The following is a 17,545-nucleotide window of genomic DNA, read 5'->3' as shown; positions in this document are numbered from 1 at the left end:
TGTCTAGTCCTTCAGACGGGACAACATGTCGGGCAGCGTTCCGGTGTGCACGACGCCGAGTCGTTGCGTGGCACGGGTCAGCGCGACGTACAGGTCCGACGCGCCGCGCGGGGACTCGGCGAGGATTCCATCCGGGTCGACCACGACCACGGAGTCGAACTCCAGGCCCTTCGCGTCGGTCACGCCGAGGACCACGATCTGGGCCTCTTCCAGGTCGTTGCCCAGTGACGCGCCCGGTACCGCCTCCACGATCGCCGGGCCCACCGACGGCAGCAGCGCGGCCGGCACGATCACCGCCACCTTGCCGTCGCCGACCGCGGTGACCTCGCTGGAGATCAGCGCGGGCACCTCGGCGGTGAACGACGACACCGCGGAAACCCAAGGCGGCACACCGGTTTCCCGCACGGACGTCGGCGGCACCAGTGCGGGGTCCACCGAAGCGAGGACGTCCGCGGCCACCTCCATGATCTCGGCGGGGGTGCGGTAGTTGACCGACAGCTCGGTGAGGCGCCAGCGGTTCTGCACGTAGGGGGACAGGACGGTTCCCCACGACGTGGCGCCGCCGATGTCGCCGGTCTGCGCGATGTCGCCCACGACCGTCATGGACTTGCTGGGGCAGCGGCGCATCAGCGTGCGCCACGCCATTGCCGACAGTTCCTGGGCCTCGTCCACGATGATGTGGCCGAAGGTCCAGGTGCGGTCGGCGGCGGCACGTTCCGCGGCCGTCTCGTAGCGGTCCACGCCGTGCCGTTCGGCCAGGCGGTAGGCGTCCATCAGGTCGGTGGCCATCAGGATGTCCGGGTCCGCGTCGTCCTCCAGGTCGAGGATGTCGAGGACGCCCTGGGCGTACTCGATGGCCTGGCGGCGCTGGCGTTCGGCGCGGGCCTTGGCCTCCGTGTCGTCCTCGCCGAGCAGTTCGGCGGCCTCGTCCAGCAACGGCACGTCGGCCGGCGTCCAGTCGTCGCCGACGCGCTGCAACAGGTCGCGTTCCTCGCGAGTGAACTTCGACATCGCGCGGCTGCGGCGCTTCGGGTTCGAGTACAGCTCCGAGAGCAGCGAGAACGGCGTCAGCACCGGCCACAGCGACGAGATCGCGGCCTGCACCTCCTGCGATTCGCGGATCTCGCGGCGGATGTCGTCCATGTCGGCCTTGTCGAGCAGATGCCCGCCCAGGCGGTTGGCGACCATGCCGGCCAGCGTCGAGATGATCTCGCGGGCGAACGTGCGGCGGGCCTCGTTGTGCGGGCGGCGTGTCCGGCGCGCCCTGCCGCGCGCCTCGGCGATCGCCCGCCGGTCCAGGCGCAGCACGTCGTTGTCGAAGCGGACCTCGACGGACGACGGTGCCTCCTGGCGGTCCCGCACGGCCGCGGAGATGACGTCCGCCATCTCGATCCGGCCCTTCACGGCCGCCGCCGCGGCGGACTCGCGGCCCGTCGCGGTGAGGTTCGGGTAGAGCTCGCCCACGGTGGACAGCAGCACGCCGGTCTCACCCAGTGACGGCAGGACCTGACTGATGTACCGCAGGAACGTCGTGTTCGGGCCGACCACGAGGACACCGCGTTTTGCCAGCTGTCGACGGTGTGTGTACAGCAGGTATGCGGCTCGGTGCAGGGCCACCGCGGTCTTGCCGGTGCCCGGACCGCCCTGCACGACGACGACGCCGTTGAGCTCGGACCGGATGATCGTGTCCTGCTCGGCCTGGATGGTCGCGACGATGTCGCTCATCTGGCCGGTGCGCGACTCGTTCAGCGCGGCGAGCAGCGTCGCCTCGCCGGTCAGCGACTCGCTGCGGGTCACGTCGACCGAGTTGATGTCGAGCACCTCGTCGTCGAGGCCGGTCACCTTGCGCGAGCGCGTTCGCAGGTGCCTGCGCCGCCGCACGCCGTCGGGCGAGGCCGCGGTCGCGAGGTAGAACGGCCTGGCGGCAGGCGCCCGCCAGTCCATCAGCAGGGGCTCGTATTCCTTGTCCTCGTCGAAGAGACCGATTCGGCCGATGTAGAAGCGGTCACCGTTGTGAAAATCGAGCCGGCCGAACGCCAGCCCGTTCTCCACCGCGCTGTACTGAGCCAATTGATCTGTGTACATCGCGACGGAGGTGTCTCGCTCGGACCGCATCTGGTGCGTGCCGCCAGTTTGTCGCAACGATTGTGCGAGTCGTTTCGACGTCTGTTCGCGGAGGTCGTCGAGCCGGCCGTACAACATGGCCACGTATTCCTGCTCCGGCTCCATTTCGGCGAGCCGGAGGTCATCGGAGGGGCTTGACAACGTGCCTCATTTCTCGATACTATGCGGCGTCAGGTTTTATCCTGATTCGCATCTGCAGTTCAATACTGTGGTTCATTTAGCACTGCCTGCCGCACTCCCGTCCGTGTGAGCGCAGACTGTCTAATCTACACGCATATCAGCGTGATGCAGGTACGCCTTCCGCAGCAGTGTGGTGAGTTCAACGCGCTCCTGCGACGTCAACGGCGCCAGCAACTCCTCTTCATGGGCCCGAGCCGCGTCCAGACGCTCGCGCAAGGCCTGTCTACCTGCGTCGGTGATCGACACGGTGAACCGCCGCCGGTCCCGTTCGTCCCGTTTGCGCAGGGCGAACCCTTGCTGTTCGAGATCGTCGAGCACGGACACGAGGTCGCTGGGATCCATCCGCACGCGATCGCTGATCCGCTTCTGCGCCACCGCCTCCTGCTCGGCCAGGAACGCCAGGACCGTCACGTGAGGCCCGCGCAGGGCGTTGCGCGCGAGGCGGCGGGCCTCCCTGACCAGCTGGAGCATCAGGTAGCTGGGCAGATGCAGAAGCTGATCAATGCTCATGTAGTCAGCATAGAAAAGATCTGTCCCCCGATCGTGGATAGCGCTGCGTGACGAACCCCCTCGGACGAGGGCCGTGCGGGTGAGCGTTGGGGTGACGTTTCTCCGCAAACCACCTGGAAACGGCAAGGTGGGGGTATGACGCGTGCGGAGATCGTCCGGCTCGCCCGTTGCGTGGTGCGCCGGCCCAGGTGGCAACTCGTCGTCGCGGTCCTGCTCTCCGCCTGGACACTCGCCTGGGTGCTCGGCCAGCTCGCCCACACACCCCTGACACCGCTCGGAGTGCTCGCCTGGACCGGCATTCCCCTCGATTCGGCATCCCTATGGGCGCGAGAACGAGTGGACGTGCTCGCCTGGCTCGCCACGCTCGGCGGTCTGAGCTGGGCCGCCACCACCGAACAAGGTCAGCTACCGGCGCTCGCGGGCTGGTTCGCGGTGCTCGTCGCGGGAGAGGCGGCGGGATACCAGCACGCGGTCCAACGCGCGATGCTCAGCATGGTCGCGTTCCTCGTCGTCCTGGCGGCCGTCTCGCTCACGGGCCGCCGCGCGTTCGTCGTGGACCGCGTCGCCGTCATGCCGAAGGACGTGGTGCGAGCCGGCATCACGGCCGCCGTGCTGACCGCCGTGGTGCCGCTGATCGCGCCTGGTCTGGCCCTCACCCGTCTTGTTAGGCCCTACGTGACGAAACCTCCGAGGCCGCTGCGGCGGGTTGAGGCGCCCCTGCTGAGGGAAACCGGATGAGGTGAGCGACTACCTGCCACCCCCGGCGCCACCGCGCAGTGCGCTGACCCTGCGGTTGTGGCTGGCCGGGTTCGGCCTGGTCTTCAACTCGGTCGCCGGCTGGCTGGCCCTCAGAGCTGACCTCGCCTGGCTCGGGATCGTGCTTTTACTACTCGCCGTCGTCTGTCTTGTCGACTTCGGTTGGGTAGTTCATCGCAAACGCCGTGGCGATACCGGCTGAAACCTGTCAGGAACCTGTGCTTGGGCATATCGGCCCGTATGGATAAAGATGCTCATGTGCATGAAGACGCGGCAAAAGGCAGGTTAGCCAGGGTGATGCGCCGGCAGCCGGTACAACAGCGCGGCGCGGCTACTGTCTCCGCGATCCTGGACGCTTGTGCGAGCCTGCTGAACGAATACGACTACGACGACATCACCACCGCGCGCATCGTCGATGTGGCCGGAGTGCCCATTGGTTCCTTCTATCAGTACTTCCCGGACAAAAGGTCCGTGGTGCACGCTCTGGCACTTCGCGGGATGGAGACCTATCTCAGCGAGGTCGAGGAGCTGTTCGCCAGCGATCTGATCGCGGACACGTGGCGTGAGGCCATGACGCAGATCGTCAGCGTCTACATGAGGATGCTGACCGAGCTGCCGGGCTTCGGGCGGGTGCGGTTCAGCGACATGCTGGACAGCCACCGGCTCGACTCCAGCGTCGACCAGTACGAACTCATGGCCGAACGGCTGGCGGAGATGTTCGTCAACAGGTTCGGCGCGCACGGCGACGCCCCGGTGATGCTGACCTTCCGGATCGCCGTGCAGACCGCGGACGCGTTGTTCAAGCTCGCCGAACGCGTCGACGAGGACGACCGCGCGTACGTGGTCGGCACGGCGAACGAACTGCTCACGGGAATGCTGGGGTCTGTGCTCGAAGCACCCCAGCAGCCAACTCCGACTCAGAGTCCGTAGGCCTCGAGCATCCGCAGCCAGACCTCGCTGATCGTCGGGTACGAGGGCACCGCGTGCCACAACCGGTCCACGGTGACCTCTCCGACGATCGCGACGGTCGCCGAGTGCAGCAGCTCGGCCACGTCCTGGCCGACGAACGTGACGCCGACCAGCGTCCGCGTGCGCTCGTCCACGACCATCCGCGTCCTGCCCTTGTACCCGTCCGCGTGCAGCGACGAGCCGGCGACCGCGATGTCGAGGTCGACCACCTTGATCTCCCGGCCCTGGGCCCGCGCCTCCTCGGCGGTGTGCCCGACGAACGCCACCTCGGGGTCGGTGAACACGACCTGCGGCACCGCCACGTGGTCCGCCCACGCCTGACCGGCCGACCACTGCTTGGGTTCGAACCCGCGCGCCCGCTCCAGGATCGCCGTGCCGGCCGCCCGCGCCTGGTACTTGCCCTGATGCGTCAGCAGCGCACGTCCGGTGACGTCACCGGCCGCGTACAGCCATCGTCCGTCCACACCGGACACCAGGCAGCTGTCGTCGATGGTCAGCGGCTTGCCGTCCTTGGTCGCCGGCACCCGCCCGGTCGCGACGAGGATCTCCGAGCCCTTGACGACCCGGCCGTCCTGCAACGTCAACGTACCCGGCGCGACAGCCGACGCACGCGCGTTGAGCAGCACCTCGACGCCGTCCTCCTGCAGGCCCTCGACGACCAGCGGCCCGACGAAGTCCTCCAGCCGCGGCAACGGCCGGTCACCGGACACCACCAGCGTCACCTTCGACCCGAGCCGCGCCCACGCCTGCGCCATCTCGACACCGACCACACCGCCGCCGAGCACGACCAGCGAGTCCGGCACCTCACGCGCTGACGTCGCCTCGCGGGACGTCCACACGGGAGTGTCGGCGATCCCGTCCAGCGGTGGCATCTTCGGCACGCTGCCGGTGCACACCACGACAGCCTGACGCGCGCGGTGGACCTCACCGCCAACGGTGACCTCGCGCTCGCCGGTCACCTCGCCGTCGCCGCGGATGACGTGGATGTTCTCCGACTCGGCCCACTTCACCTGGCCGGAGTCGTCCCAGTTGGAGGTGAAGCCGGTGCGCCGCGCGAGCACTTCCTCCGGGTCGAGCGAGCCCGCGTTCACGCCCTGCACGCGCCGGGCGGCCGCGAGCGCGTGACCGGGCCGGAGCAGTGCCTTCGACGGCATGCACGCCCAGTACGAGCACTCGCCGCCGACCAGCTCCTTCTCGATCATGGCGGTGGACAGGCCACCCGCGGCCGTCCGCCAGGCCACGTTCTCACCAACAGGGCCACCACCGATGACGATGACGTCGAAGTCCATGCGGCCCACATTAGGCCTCGATCAAGAAAGCCACACGAGGCAGAAGGGATGCCCGACCGGGTCCGCGTAGACCCGGAACGTGTCGTCGTTGTCCTTCTGCAGCAACCGGGCGCCGATCTCCAGCGCCTTCGGTTCGGCTTCCTCGATGTCATCGACCAGCACGTCGAGGTGGAACTGCTGCGAGCCGTGCGGATCGGGGAACGTGGGTGGCTGGTACTCGGGAGCCAGCTGGAACGCGATGCGGGTGCCACCGGCGACGATCACCACCCAGGTGTCGTCACCGCCGGCGAGGCGTTCGGCGCCGAGCAGTTTCTCGTAGAACGACGCCAGCTCGGAGGGGTTCGGGCAGTCGAGTACGACAGAGCGAAGTTGTCCGACCATGCCCTCCACCTTCTACCGGGTGGCGGGCAGCCGCAACGCCTGTTTGGCGATCGGGTCGAGCGTCTGGTCGCCCGCGCCGCCGGACCAGATCACGAACGCCAGCTGCACGTGGCTGCCCTTGACGCTGCTCGCGAACGCCGCGTTCTGCAGCGGTTTGCCGTCCGGTCCGTGCACGCCACCGGAACCCGGCAGGGCGACGATCGAGTGCAACGCCTTCGCGCTCGGCGAGTCGAGCAGGTCGAGGTCCGCCACCAGCACGGTCGCCGGCTTGTTCTGCACCGTCGTCTCGTAGGTGGCGCGCAGCATCTCGCCGCACTCGTTCGCGATCAGCCACGCCTTGACGTCACCGAACGCCTGCGCCTGGCAGTCCTTGTCCTTCTTGGCTTCCTTCGGCACGAACGCCGTGCCGTCCACGACCACCGTCGTCGGCTGCGGCACGGTCGGCTCCGGCGTCGACCCGTTCGCGTTGTCGTCCCCGCCGGACAACAGGACCATCAGCCACACCAGCAGGACCAGCGCGATGACGCCGACGGCTCCGAGGAACGCCAGCGTCTTGTGCTGCGAGAGGCCCTGCGTCAAGTTCTGCGGCAAGCGTTTGCGGTCCATCAGCGGCCCGGCCTGGACCTTGGGGATCAGCATCGTGTGCGCGGACGCGAGATCGGGGGAGACCGCGTCGCTGAAACCCTCGGAGAGGAGGGCTCGCGCGTCCGGCGGTGTGCCGGTGGTCTGCAGGATCGCGAGGAGCTTCACCGCGTGGTCGGCCGTGCACGGCACCGTCGACGTCGCGAGCTCGCGGGCCGCGGTGAGCAAAGTGGACGGTTTGGGGTGCAGCACCCGCACGCCGCGGTTGAGGTCGACGGTCGGTTGCACGACCTGGCTCACGAACGGGCCGACCGCCACGACGGTGCTGACCGGCAACGGCTCGGCGCGCATTGCCTGGATCCGCTGCGCCACCGCGGTCGCCGCCGCCACGGCCTCGGTCGCGGGGTTCGGCGCGCCGTCCTGACTGACCAGCGGCCAGCCGTCGATCTTCCACTGACCCCCGAGCGGCGCTTCCAGCTTCACCGCGGGGTCGGGGAGGTCGACGCCGACGATCACCAGGACACCCTTGGGCAGCACGACGATCGCGTCGAGCGGCATGGGGCAGTCCGGTGGCTGCACGCCGATCAACGCGACACCACCCAGAGCTTGGGTACCCGCGCCGCACGCCGTGAGGGCAGCACGGACGTCCGCCCCAATGGCCGAAGGCTCAGCGCCCAGACGGATCAGCCGCACGAGTCCCTACCTTTCCGCACGGGGGGACACGGTAGCGGTCCGGGGTCACGCCACCGCAGTCAGTCGAGACGTTGCGTGACACCCGTCACCGATAAGTGGATCACTCGTTAGATGGATTGCCTGCCTATGTTCACGGAGGGTCCATGTACAAACGAGCCGCCCTGTTCGCCGTACTGCTCGTGGCCGCCTCATCCCCTGTCGCGACGGCCGCGCCGGTTTCCACGGTCTACGTCCACGGAACCGACATCGCCGCCGCCGAGCAGGCGGTCGCCGCCGCCGGCCTGCAGAAGCTGACCAGTTTCCGCAAGATCGGCGTGGTCGCCGCTCGAGGTGACTCGACGCGGATCTCCTCCGCCCGCGCCAAGGCGGGAGTGACGCACGTCGAGGTCCAGAAGCCGATCAAGTTCCTCGGTTCCACCTCGCACACCGCCACCCGTGGCCTGGACGCCCGCAACAGCCTCGGGCTCACCGGCGCGGGCGTGTCGGTCGCGGTGATCGACTCCGGTGTCGACCCGACGCACCCGTCGTTCGGGGGCCGGATCGTCCGCAACCTCAAGAGCCTGTGCCTCGACGGATCGACGGAGTCCAACTGCATCGTGCCGGTGCCGAACTCCCTCGACACCGACACCACGTCGTTGGGTGGCCACGGCACGCACGTCACCGGCATCGCGATCGGCGGCGACGTGCAGATCACCGGCGGCCCGGTGATCCACGGCGCGGCGCCGGGCGCCAAGGGCGTCGTGATCTCGACCGGTGCGGCGATCCTCATCCTCGGCGCGGACGCCGCGTTGAACTGGGTGCTGGAGAACCACAACGCTCCGTGCGGGGCCGGTGTCCCCGCCTCGACGTGCCCGCCGATCAAGGTGATCAACAACTCCTACGGGCCATCTGGCGGCGGTGCGTTCGACCCCGAGTCGGTGACGGTCAAGCTGCAGCGCCAGCTCGTGGCCGAGGGCGTCGTCGTGGTGTGGGCGAACGGCAATGACGGCGGCGACGGTTCGGCGAACCTGTCCAACCCGCCCGGCACGGACCCGACGCCTGGCGTGATCTCGGTGGCCTCCTACAACGACCAGGAGACTGGCACCCGCGACGGCGCGGTGTCGGACTTCTCGTCGCGCGGTCTCGCCACGAACTCCGCGACGTGGCCGGACATCTCGGCGCCCGGCGAGAACATCACCTCGTCCTGCCGGCTCTACCTGCCGATCTGCGCGACCGGCCTGAAGCCGCAGAACGGGCCGGGACTGCTCGACCTGGGCACGTTCAACACGATCAGCGGCACGTCGATGGCGGCACCGCACATCGCCGGCATCGTCGCACAGCTGTTCCAGGCCAAGCCTTCCGCGACGCCCGCCGACATCGAGCGCGCGCTCAAGTCGACGGCCCACAAGTACGGCACCGGTTACCAGCCGGTCGGGCCCTTCACCTCGTCGTTCGACAAGGGAACGGGTCTGGTGGACGTGGTCGCGGCGGTAAACGTCCTGTAGATCACGATCACGCATCGCTCGGCCGGGGAGATCGGGACTTAAGACCTGTATCTGCCCCGGTCGGGTGATGATCGAGCTGGTTCTTATGGCGGACATGCCTCAAGTCGAGGCAGAATGCAGCGAGCGGGATTTCACGGTGATCACCTCACTCGGCAAAGGCGTAGGGGAAGACGTCCCTCGTCGAGTAGCGGAGGTCAGCAGTGAGCACCCGTGGCAGCACCAGTGGCGTGGTCTACGTCCACTCGTCGCCGTCTGCGGTCTGTCCGCACGTCGAGTGGGCGATCTCGGGCACCCTCGGTGAACGAGTGGACCTCAGATGGGCAGCGCAACCCGCCGCACCAGGCCAGTTGCGCGCTGAATGCGCATGGACCGGAGACGCCGGCACCGGCGCCAAACTAGTGGCTGCGCTGCGCGCGTGGCCAATGCTTCGCTTCGAGGTGACCGAGGAACCGTCACCTGGCCAGGACGGCGAGCGCTTCTGCTTCGCTCCTGTGCTGGGGCTCTGGCACGCCCGCACATCGGCGAACGGTGACATCGTGGTCAACGAGGACCAGTTGCGTGCTCTCGCGGTGAGAGCCCGCGGTGGCGAATCGTTCGCGCACGGTGTGGACGAGCTGCTCGGTGCCGCGTGGGACGACGCGCTGGAACCGTTCCGCCGTGCGGGAGACGGCGCTCCGGTGACCTGGTTGCACCGTGTCGGATAAGTCCTGAGTGGACCCCGCTACCGTTTGGGCAGCGGGGTTTCCTCGTGGTGCGTGGGGTCCCAGGCCAGCATGAGCTGTCCGTAGAGCTTGGACGTCTTCAGCAGGTTCTCGTGGGTGCCGAGCAGCGGCTTGCCACCGTCCATGACCAGCACGCGGTTCGCCCTGAGCGCCGAGCTCAACCGGTGGGCGATCACCACGAGAACTCCCTCCCGCTGCGCGAAAGCCCGTTCGACGCGGGCCTCGGCGGCGGGATCCAGATGTGAGGTCGCCTCGTCGAGGATCACCACGCTCGCGGACGTGACGTAGACCCGTGCGAGCGCCAGGAGTTGGGCCTCACCAGCGGAAAGTCCCTCGCCGGCGTGACCGAGCGCGGCGTCCAGGCCGCCGAGCCGGTCCAGAAGTGGTTTGGCACCAACCTTTTTCACCGCTTCGACGAGATCCTCGTCGGTCGCCCACGGTGCGAGCAGGGTGAGATTTTCCCGCACGGTGCCGGTGAAGAGGTACGTCTCCTGTGGAATCAGCGCGATCGCGTGGTGCCGGATGGTGGGAACCACCAGGTCGACGGGGGCGCCGCCGAACAGGACGCTGCCGAAGTCGGGCGGCATCAGGCCGGTGAGCAGACTGGCCATTGTGGACTTGCCGATGCCGGACGGCCCGACCACGGCCAGGTGGTCGCCGGGCCTCAGGTCGAGTGACAGGCCGCGCACCACCGGTTCCGCGTCCGGGCTCCAGCTGAACGTGACGTCACGCAGCACGAACTCGCCGTTGGACGGGACTTCCTCGCCTGTCTCCTTGCGTGCCTGCGGTGCGGCTTCCTGAAGTCGTTTGAGTGCGACCATCAGCCGCATCACGACCGTGCTGGTGGTGCGGGAGAGGCCGTGCAACGCGGGGTTCACGCTGTTGGTCAGGTAGACGACCGCGGCCAGCACCGCACCGGTGGTGAGCTGGCCGGACGCGACCAGCGGGGGAGCGAACGCCACCAGCAGCACGATCGGGGTGAAGCCGCCGATCGCGATCACCGTGGCGCGCAACGAGTTCGCCCACGCGACCGTGATCGTGGCCCTGGCCTGCTGGTTGATCTGCGTGGAGATGTCCCGGTAGGCCTCGTTCGCCGCGTCGCAGGCGGCGACGTCGCGCAGTCCGGTGAGCACCGCGCCGGACGCCTCGGCGGTGCGTTCGTCGGCCATCACGGCGTCTCGCTGGCGCTTGGCCAGCGACGGGAGCATGAGTCCGAAGAGCACCAGCGCGGCCACGATCGGCAGCACGACCAGCCAGATCAGTGCGGCCGCGGTGGTGGCGAGGCCGATGAGCGCGGCGATCGTGGTGACCAGAAGGGCACGGGCCTGGACGAGCACGCCCGCGGTCGCGTCGCGGACCACCTCGACGTGCCGAGTGATCATGGCGACCGCGCTGGCGTCCGGTGTGCGGCGATGCGTCGGGTTGTTCAGCACGCCCCTGACGACCTGCGTGACCAGAGCGTCGCGCATGGGTTCGATGACGTCGCCGAGCCGGGCGAACACCTGGCGCTGACCGAGCGCTCCCACCACCGCGAGCGCGGCGAACGCGAGCAGCCAGAGCACGCCGGCCAGCGGGTTTCCCGCGGCGAAGCCCTTGTCGACAGCGGTGCCGACGAGCTTGCCGCCGAAGAACGCCGGAACGCCTTCGAGCATCGACCAGGCGAGCAGGATCAGGACGCCGCGGCGATGCCCGGCCAGTGTGGAGAGGTAGAAACGCATTTACTCGCCCCCGGTGAACACGGCTCGGTAGTCCTCGTCGTCCCACAGCTCCTGATGGGTGCCGGTACCGCGCACCCGGCCGTTCTCCAGCCACACCACGAGGTCCGCCCGTGCCGCCGTCGCCGCGCGGTGCGTCACGACCACCCGCGTCCTGCCTGGTAGCGCCGTGGTGAGGGCTTTGTCCACTTTGGCCTCGGTCACGGTGTCCAAGCTGGCGGTGGCGTCGTCGAGCACGAGGATGCCGGGATCCCGCACGATCGCGCGGGCCAGTCCGATCCGCTGGGCCTCACCGCCGGACAGCGGAACGTCGGCCACCGGGGTTTCGTAGCCTTGGGGCAGACGGATCAACACGTCGTGCACCTGAGCGGCGACCGCCGCGTCACGGACCTGGATCTCGTCCGCGTCCGTTCCATAGCCGATGGAACGGCCGATCGTCGTGCCGAGCAGTGCCGGACGTTCGAAGGCGTACCCGACGTGGCCGTCTCTCGCGATCTCCCCGGCGTCCACAAGGGACAGTCCGCCGAGCACCGCGGCCAGCGTCGACTTGCCCGCGCCGGAGCTGCCGACGACCGCGGCGAACGCGCCTTCCGGGATCGTGAGGCTCACGTCGTGCAGCGCACCCTCGACGCTGACGTGGCGCAGTTCGATTCCGGAGCCGCGAACGACTTTCGGTCGCGCGGGTGCCGTGGTGTCGAGCACCTCGGCGATGCGAGTCGCGGAGGCACGGGTGCGTTCCAGGGCGGTGAGCTGCGGGATCTGCCCGACGATGCCCATGCCGAGCGCGGTGTAGCCGAGTGCGGCGAGCACGTCGCCGGGGGTCAGCCTGCCTTCGAGAATGCCGAAACCGGCGGCGACGAGCACGGCCAGTTCCACGGCCGGCAGCAGGAGTCCCGCGCGCCACATCATCTTCGCCTGGGTGCGCCACATGCCGCCGCCCGCCGAGGCGAGGCGGGGAAGAGGCTGCAACACGCGTCCGGACTCGCGGTCGGCGATGCCCGCCGCGACGATCGTGTGCCTCCCGGCCACCGCGTCGAGCAGGCGGGCCGAAATCTCGCCGGACACCTCCTGGTAGGCCAGCACGTCGTCGGCGGTGAGCTGCATGTGCGAGCGGACGAGGAGCATCGCCAACGGCACGCTCACCGCGAACACCGCCGCGAGCCGCCAGTCCAGCAACGCCAGCGCGACGACGGATCCGACCGACGACACCACCGCGATGATCAGGGACATCAGCGTGACCACGACACCGCCCGCGTTGCCGCAGTCACCGGTCAACCGGCTCACCGCGTCGCCGGCGGCGAACCGGGGTGGGTGACCGAGTGCGAGCAGCCGGCGGGAGAGTCGTTCGCGCAGCCAGGCGGTGGCGCGGGCGGTGATGCTCGCGGCGAGCACGATGCCGATCGCGTCACCGATGATCTCGGTGGCCGCGAGCAGGAGCAGCCACAGAACGGTGACCAGCACGAACGTTCCGCTCAGCGCCATGTCCACGGCGTTGGCCAGCGCGGCGGGAAGCAACAGGCCGCCGGTCGTCGCCACGGCGGCGTTGAGGAGCAACAGCCACGGGCGGAAGTCACGCCTGACCGTGGAGAACAGCAGGGCGTCACCGGGTTTGGCCATCGGCTGTTCCTCCGGAGGTCATCAGGGCGCATCATGAGCGAGGGCCCGACAGCTGGCCGGCTGCCGGGCCCTGCAGTTGGCGGGTGAGCGGCATACTTCGCCTATGCCGCTCACTCACCGCGGTACTTCAGTTGAGGCGTGTGTCAGCAGGCCAGCAGGCTGACGGTGCTGTGCGAGCAGGGGAGCAGCAGGGACGCGTTGGACGCGGTCGTGGAGCCGCCGCCACCGCCGCCGCCACCCGACGCCATCGCGTTGCTCGGCGCCTCGGGGGTCTCGAGGTCCTGCATGTCGAGGATGAAGCCCATGACTGTCTCCTAATTTCGAGGGATCGATCTGTACTGCTACCGGTCGCTGAGGACCGGCGTTCGTGAGCCCAGGAAGGGCAGTGGTGCGCGGCCGTCCACTGTGGACGCGATGGCGAGCAGAACGCCCGCGCCGCCGGTGTTGAGGTCCATGGAAAGCCGTCGCAGCTGGACGCCGGGGAACGCGATCCCGTCACCGAGGCGCACGGCGTGCCAGCCGAGTGCGCGCAGGTGCCGCTGGACCGAGCGTTCGAGCTGGTCGTCCGGCCGGTGCCGGGTGGCGTGCGCGAGCGTGGCCATCAGTCCGGCCCTGCCCAGCGTGAACGCCGGTTGGATGACGAACTCGCCGGTGCAGCCGCTGAGCAGGTCGGGCAGCTTCTCGACGCACGGGCGGTCCGGCGCGACGGCGGCGAACTCGGTGAGCGCCAACGCGATGCCCGCGCCGCCGATGCCGACGTACGGCAGGCTCCGGAAGGTGCCGTCCCGCACCTGCAGCGAACCGTCCAGCGCGATCATCGTCTCGGCCAGGTCGCGTTCGAGCGCCTGCTCCGACAGCCTGAGCCAGCGCCGTTCGCCGGTGTGCTCGAACATCCGCAGGAAGAACAGCGCGGGACCGGACCAGCCGTGCAGCAGGCCCGCCTTCGCCTTGTCGCCTGGTCCCGGCGCGCCGGCCAGTTGCTCGGCCAGCCGTTCGGCCAGTTCCTCCGCCTGTGCGACGAAGCCGTCGTCGTGGCGGGTGTCCGCGAAGTGCAGCAGGTTGAGGCCGATGCCGGACAGTCCGGCGCTGAGCCCGTGGTCCTGTGTGGAGGGAACGAGCGCGGCGTAGCTCTCGACGAGTTCGGTGGCGATGTCGTGGTGGCCGAAGTTCTCCAGCACGTGCGCGATGCCGTGTGCGCCGACGAAGAAGCCGGGCTGCTTGGGCGGGTCCTTCCGCACCGCCTTGATCAGCCAGTCCTCGTGCTCGGGATAGCGGCCTTCACCGCTGGCGTCGAGCGCGTGCAGCACACCCGCCGCGCCGTAAGCGAAGCACGTGCCGCCGACCTCGAACTGCTCGATGTCGCCGGGGAACAGCCGGTCCGTCCGTTGTGGGGTCGCGCTGTGCAGGATCGCCGTGGCGATCTCCTTGCGCACCACCGTCCAGTCCGGGTTCTCCTCGTCGAACTCGGTGAACGCGGGGTCGGACGGCGGATCGACGCGCGGCGTGAGCACATCGATGATCGACTGGCCGTACTCGTCGGTGAGCCCGAAGCGTTCCTCGACGACCCGCACGTGCTGGGGAAGCTTCGCGGGTGCGAGCTCCAGCACCGTGTTGAGCGGCAGGAAGATCCACAGCTTGAGCGCGGCGAGCGGGTGCTCGTCGATCTCGAAACCCTCGCGGTCGGCCGGCGCCTGGAACCCCGGCGCACCGAGAGTGGGCCGGTGCACGTCCTCGATCGTGGACGACAGCTCGAAGTCGATCAGCGACACCTCGTCGTCATCGTCGACCAGGATGTTGAGCGTGTGCAGGTCGCCGAACACGACCCCGCGCTCGTGCACCCGTGCCATCAGGTCGTCGACCTTGCCGATGAGGGTGAGCGCGCGCTCCTTGTACTCGGCGAGCTTCTCGTCGGTGGCTTCCTTGTGCGTCAAGGGGTAGTTGTGGCCCAGCCACTGCCCGAGCGACCGTCCCGGCATGAACTCCATCGCGACGAAGAGGTGCTCCCACTCGGTGAAGCGGTCGTACACCTCCGGTACGCCCTGGACGCCGCTCAGCCTGGTGAGGATCTGGTGCTCGAGCTCCAGCCGGGTCACGGCGTCGCGTCCCTCGCGGTCGAGCCCGGCATGCGGCCGGGCCTCCTTGAGCACGACCTCCTTGCCGTCGCTCTTGCGCGTCGCCAGGTAGACGCCGCCGCCGTTGGAGAAGTGCAGTGAACGCTTGATCTGGTAAGGGAAAGCCTCGGGGTCGCCGGCGTTGCGCTCGGCGAGGTGCGGCGCCAGGAACTCCGGCAGCTCGATCCACTCGGGCACGCTGAAGACAGGCTTGCGGGTGTCCGCGACCAGCTTGCCGTCCGGTCCCTCGATCGCGAGCACCTGCTGGCCGTCGATCTCGACCCACTGCTCGGAGAACCCGCCGAAGCGCACGTAGAGCGGCCCCTTGCCGTACCTCAGATCGCTGAGGATGTAGGCGCCGTGCTGGCCGGCGAGCAGCGCGCCGAGCTCGGTGAGGATCTGCTGGAGCTGCTCCGTGCCCGTGGGGTAGATCGTGATCAGCTTGCCGCTGCCCTCGCGAGGTGCGTACTTCGAGTTGCGGGCCAGCACGATCGAGATCGTCTGCAGGTACTTGAACGGAATTCGCCGCTCGACGCAGTAGTCGAAAGTCGCCTGGAGAACCTTGGTCGCGTTGTCGAGACCAGCGGAGACGTGGATCTTCCAGCCCTGCTTGGGCAGCTCCACTCCCTGCGGGTGCTGGTACCGCCACACGTTGCGGTCGATCTGCACCCAGTCGACCGGCAGTTCGGGCAGCTCACGCGAAAAGTCGTCCCCGGGGAGGGTGCTTTCGGTGCTGCTCTGCAGATCGTAGAACCGCCGATCCGCGAAGCAGAACGCCTCGTATCTGAGGTCCACCGAATTCCCTCCTCATCAGTTTTGCGATTTCCTTGACGCCGAGTATTTCCGCACAATTCGACGCCTATGGCCAATCCGCCATTCGAGGCATATGGGTCCCCCGTTCGTGTCCGAATGATGGGCAGTTACCGGCCCGTATGTCACTCCTCGTGATGAGGTTTGGATCCATCTCACCCGGCTGCGAGGTTTGTTGATTGGCGGGTCAGTGCACTCGGCCTGGGCTTTTGCTAAACGGACCTGTATCGTTCCGCCTATGGATGGCGTGATGAGCTGCGGTATTCCAGGCGGATCTCGACGTATAGTTAGGCGTTGGCAACCGTCGTGCACGCACCGTGTTGTTGCTCTTTTTGGGTGAAGACCGAAGTGGCTTCAAATGCGCGTTTAGTACGGCCGTTCGGCGGTAATGGCTCACCCGAAGGAACTCATCCGGAGTATGGGATTGCGCTTCGGGAATTGTGTATCAGTCATTGTCTTGCTACATGCAACCCGCAAATTCGTCGCGAATGTAATCTTTCGGGTGAAGTTTATGTTTGGATGTAACGGAGATCGTTTTGTGAGCGGCCCTCTGCTGTCCGGGCGTGTCGTGCGGGGGCGTGCGGCTAGGCTGCGGGTGTGGGGAGTGTGGCTAGCCGCTGGCTCGTGCCGGCCGTGGTGGTGATCACCGGTGCCGCGGTGGCGGCCGGGATGGTGGGGCGGACGGTGTACTCACGTCCTGCCGAGGCGAAGGGGTCGCCGGTGGTGCCGTCTTCGTCGGTTGCCGGGCCGGTGCCAGGGGCCGCTGAGGTTCGGTTGAGTCCGGACTCGTTCACGCATCCGGATCGGACCGCGGTGCAGTCGGTGCTGCAGAAGTACTTCGACTCGATCAACTCGCGGGACTTCGCCGGGTGGCGGTCGGTGGTGTCTGCCCGGCGGGTGTCGGTCACCGAGGAGTCGGCTTGGATCGCCGCGTACGACTCGACCCGGGATGGCGGGATGGTGGTGCAGCGGGTCGAGTCCGATGTGGTGGGTCGGCGGTTGCGGGTGTTGATCTCGTTTGTGTCCACTCAGGATGTGGCCAAGGCGCCGGTTGCGTTGCCGGAGCGGTGTATTCGGTGGCGGGTTGTGTATGTGATGGTGTGGGAGGGCGGGGAGTTGAAGGTGGATGACGCGCCGGAGAACCGGAACCCTCAGATGGAGAAGTGTTGAGGCGTCGCCTTCGGCGTACGCGGCTTTGGGGGGCGCTGGCTTTGGGGGGCGCTGGCTTTGAGGGTGGTCACCTTTGAGGGTCGCGACCTTTGAGGGTGGTCACCTTGCGGGCGGCGAGTCCTGTTGAGTGCTTCCCCTGGGGGACTCCGTCCCCCAGACCCCCTGCCAATCTGATCAGGGGGTACCACGCCACTCGTGGGTTGATGGCACGCCAGTTGCGTTGGGCGGCTGCCGGTTGCGTAGGTGGTGCGGTCCGGGCGGGTCCCCGTCACAAGCCGCGCCAGAGCGAGCCACACCTGAGGAGGGGTGTCAAACGGACGAAAAGCGTGTCCGTTTGACACCCCTCCTCAGGTGCAGCAAGTGCTGAGGCACGACTCGTGACGGGGACCCGCCCGGAGCGCTGTTTCAAGCGAAGAGCGCCTCGGCTTCGCC

The 17,545-nt window shown here is 68.1% G+C and carries 15 protein-coding genes; 6 read left to right on the top strand and 9 right to left on the bottom strand.

Features of this window, described 5'->3' with window-relative positions:
* Nucleotides 1-3 precede the first annotated feature (3 nt).
* Nucleotides 4-2,265 (bottom strand): HelD family protein, encoded by a 2,262-nt coding sequence (locus SK803_RS32605; protein WP_319969996.1) that lies wholly within the window; start codon nucleotides 2,263-2,265, stop codon nucleotides 4-6.
* A gap of 120 nt (nucleotides 2,266-2,385) precedes the next feature.
* Nucleotides 2,386-2,814, bottom strand: a complete 429-nt coding sequence (locus SK803_RS32600; RefSeq protein WP_319969995.1) for a MarR family winged helix-turn-helix transcriptional regulator — start codon at nucleotides 2,812-2,814, stop codon at nucleotides 2,386-2,388.
* Nucleotides 2,815-2,949: 135 nt separating this feature from the next.
* Between SK803_RS32600 and SK803_RS32595 the strand changes: the two genes are divergently transcribed.
* From SK803_RS32595 to SK803_RS32585, 3 genes are all read left to right on the top strand, one after another.
* Nucleotides 2,950-3,552, top strand: a complete 603-nt coding sequence (locus tag SK803_RS32595) for a hypothetical protein (protein ID WP_319969994.1) — start codon at nucleotides 2,950-2,952, stop codon at nucleotides 3,550-3,552.
* 1 nt (nucleotide 3,553) lies between these two features.
* On the top strand, nucleotides 3,554-3,772 hold the full coding sequence (locus tag SK803_RS32590) for a DUF6343 family protein (RefSeq protein WP_319969993.1): 219 nt from the start codon (nucleotides 3,554-3,556) through the stop codon (nucleotides 3,770-3,772).
* Between the two features lie 95 nt (nucleotides 3,773-3,867).
* A complete protein-coding gene (locus tag SK803_RS32585; protein WP_319970126.1) occupies nucleotides 3,868-4,500 on the top strand; it encodes a TetR/AcrR family transcriptional regulator in 633 nt (210 codons plus the stop codon).
* On the opposite strand, the gene SK803_RS32580 is transcribed toward SK803_RS32585, so the two are convergent.
* Genes SK803_RS32580 through SK803_RS32570 form a run of 3 tightly spaced genes read right to left on the bottom strand, consistent with a single transcriptional unit; the run spans nucleotide 4,488 to nucleotide 7,484 of the window.
* Nucleotides 4,488-5,828 carry a dihydrolipoyl dehydrogenase family protein gene (locus SK803_RS32580; RefSeq protein ID WP_319969992.1) on the bottom strand — a complete coding sequence of 447 codons (1,341 nt, stop codon included), beginning with the start codon at nucleotides 5,826-5,828 and terminating at the stop codon, nucleotides 4,488-4,490. The genes SK803_RS32585 and SK803_RS32580 overlap by 13 nt on opposite strands.
* 21 nt (nucleotides 5,829-5,849) lie before the next feature.
* On the bottom strand, nucleotides 5,850-6,209 hold the full coding sequence (locus tag SK803_RS32575; protein WP_319969991.1) for a VOC family protein: 360 nt from the start codon (nucleotides 6,207-6,209) through the stop codon (nucleotides 5,850-5,852).
* Between the two features lie 12 nt (nucleotides 6,210-6,221).
* A complete protein-coding gene (locus SK803_RS32570; RefSeq protein WP_319969990.1) occupies nucleotides 6,222-7,484 on the bottom strand; it encodes a hypothetical protein in 1,263 nt (420 codons plus the stop codon).
* 143 nt (nucleotides 7,485-7,627) lie between these two features.
* Here SK803_RS32570 and SK803_RS32565 point away from each other — a divergent pair, with 143 nt between their 5' ends.
* Complete coding sequence (locus SK803_RS32565; protein ID WP_319969989.1) at nucleotides 7,628-8,968, top strand: S8 family peptidase; 1,341 nt, start codon at nucleotides 7,628-7,630, stop codon at nucleotides 8,966-8,968.
* 200 nt (nucleotides 8,969-9,168) lie between these two features.
* Nucleotides 9,169-9,672, top strand: coding sequence for a DUF3145 domain-containing protein (locus tag SK803_RS32560; protein WP_112263647.1), 504 nt, complete (start codon nucleotides 9,169-9,171; stop codon nucleotides 9,670-9,672).
* Between the two features lie 17 nt (nucleotides 9,673-9,689).
* Here the strand turns inward: SK803_RS32560 and SK803_RS32555 are convergent, their stop codons facing one another.
* The 4 genes from SK803_RS32555 to lanKC form a co-directional block, all read right to left on the bottom strand.
* The gene (locus tag SK803_RS32555) at nucleotides 9,690-11,408 is read right to left on the bottom strand and encodes an ABC transporter ATP-binding protein (protein WP_319969988.1); all 1,719 of its coding nucleotides are present in this window, start codon (nucleotides 11,406-11,408) and stop codon (nucleotides 9,690-9,692) included.
* Nucleotides 11,409-13,022 carry an ABC transporter ATP-binding protein gene (locus tag SK803_RS32550; RefSeq protein ID WP_319969987.1) on the bottom strand — a complete coding sequence of 538 codons (1,614 nt, stop codon included), beginning with the start codon at nucleotides 13,020-13,022 and terminating at the stop codon, nucleotides 11,409-11,411.
* Nucleotides 13,023-13,165: 143 nt separating this feature from the next.
* Nucleotides 13,166-13,327 (bottom strand): SapB/AmfS family lanthipeptide, encoded by a 162-nt coding sequence (locus SK803_RS32545; protein WP_086665831.1) that lies wholly within the window; start codon nucleotides 13,325-13,327, stop codon nucleotides 13,166-13,168.
* A 36-nt stretch (nucleotides 13,328-13,363) separates the two neighbouring features.
* Nucleotides 13,364-15,928 carry a class III lanthionine synthetase LanKC gene (gene lanKC, locus SK803_RS32540; protein ID WP_319969986.1) on the bottom strand — a complete coding sequence of 855 codons (2,565 nt, stop codon included), beginning with the start codon at nucleotides 15,926-15,928 and terminating at the stop codon, nucleotides 13,364-13,366.
* 612 nt (nucleotides 15,929-16,540) lie between these two features.
* Here lanKC and SK803_RS32535 point away from each other — a divergent pair.
* On the top strand, nucleotides 16,541-17,113 hold the full coding sequence (locus SK803_RS32535; protein WP_319969985.1) for a hypothetical protein: 573 nt from the start codon (nucleotides 16,541-16,543) through the stop codon (nucleotides 17,111-17,113).
* The last annotated feature ends 432 nt before the right edge of the window (nucleotides 17,114-17,545 follow it).

The sequence above is a fragment of the Lentzea miocenica genome (assembly GCF_033949945.1).
Lineage (GTDB): Bacteria > Actinomycetota > Actinomycetes > Mycobacteriales > Pseudonocardiaceae > Lentzea > Lentzea miocenica.
Note: the sequence above shows the minus strand (reverse complement) of the source record. Positions and strands in the feature narration are given on the sequence as shown.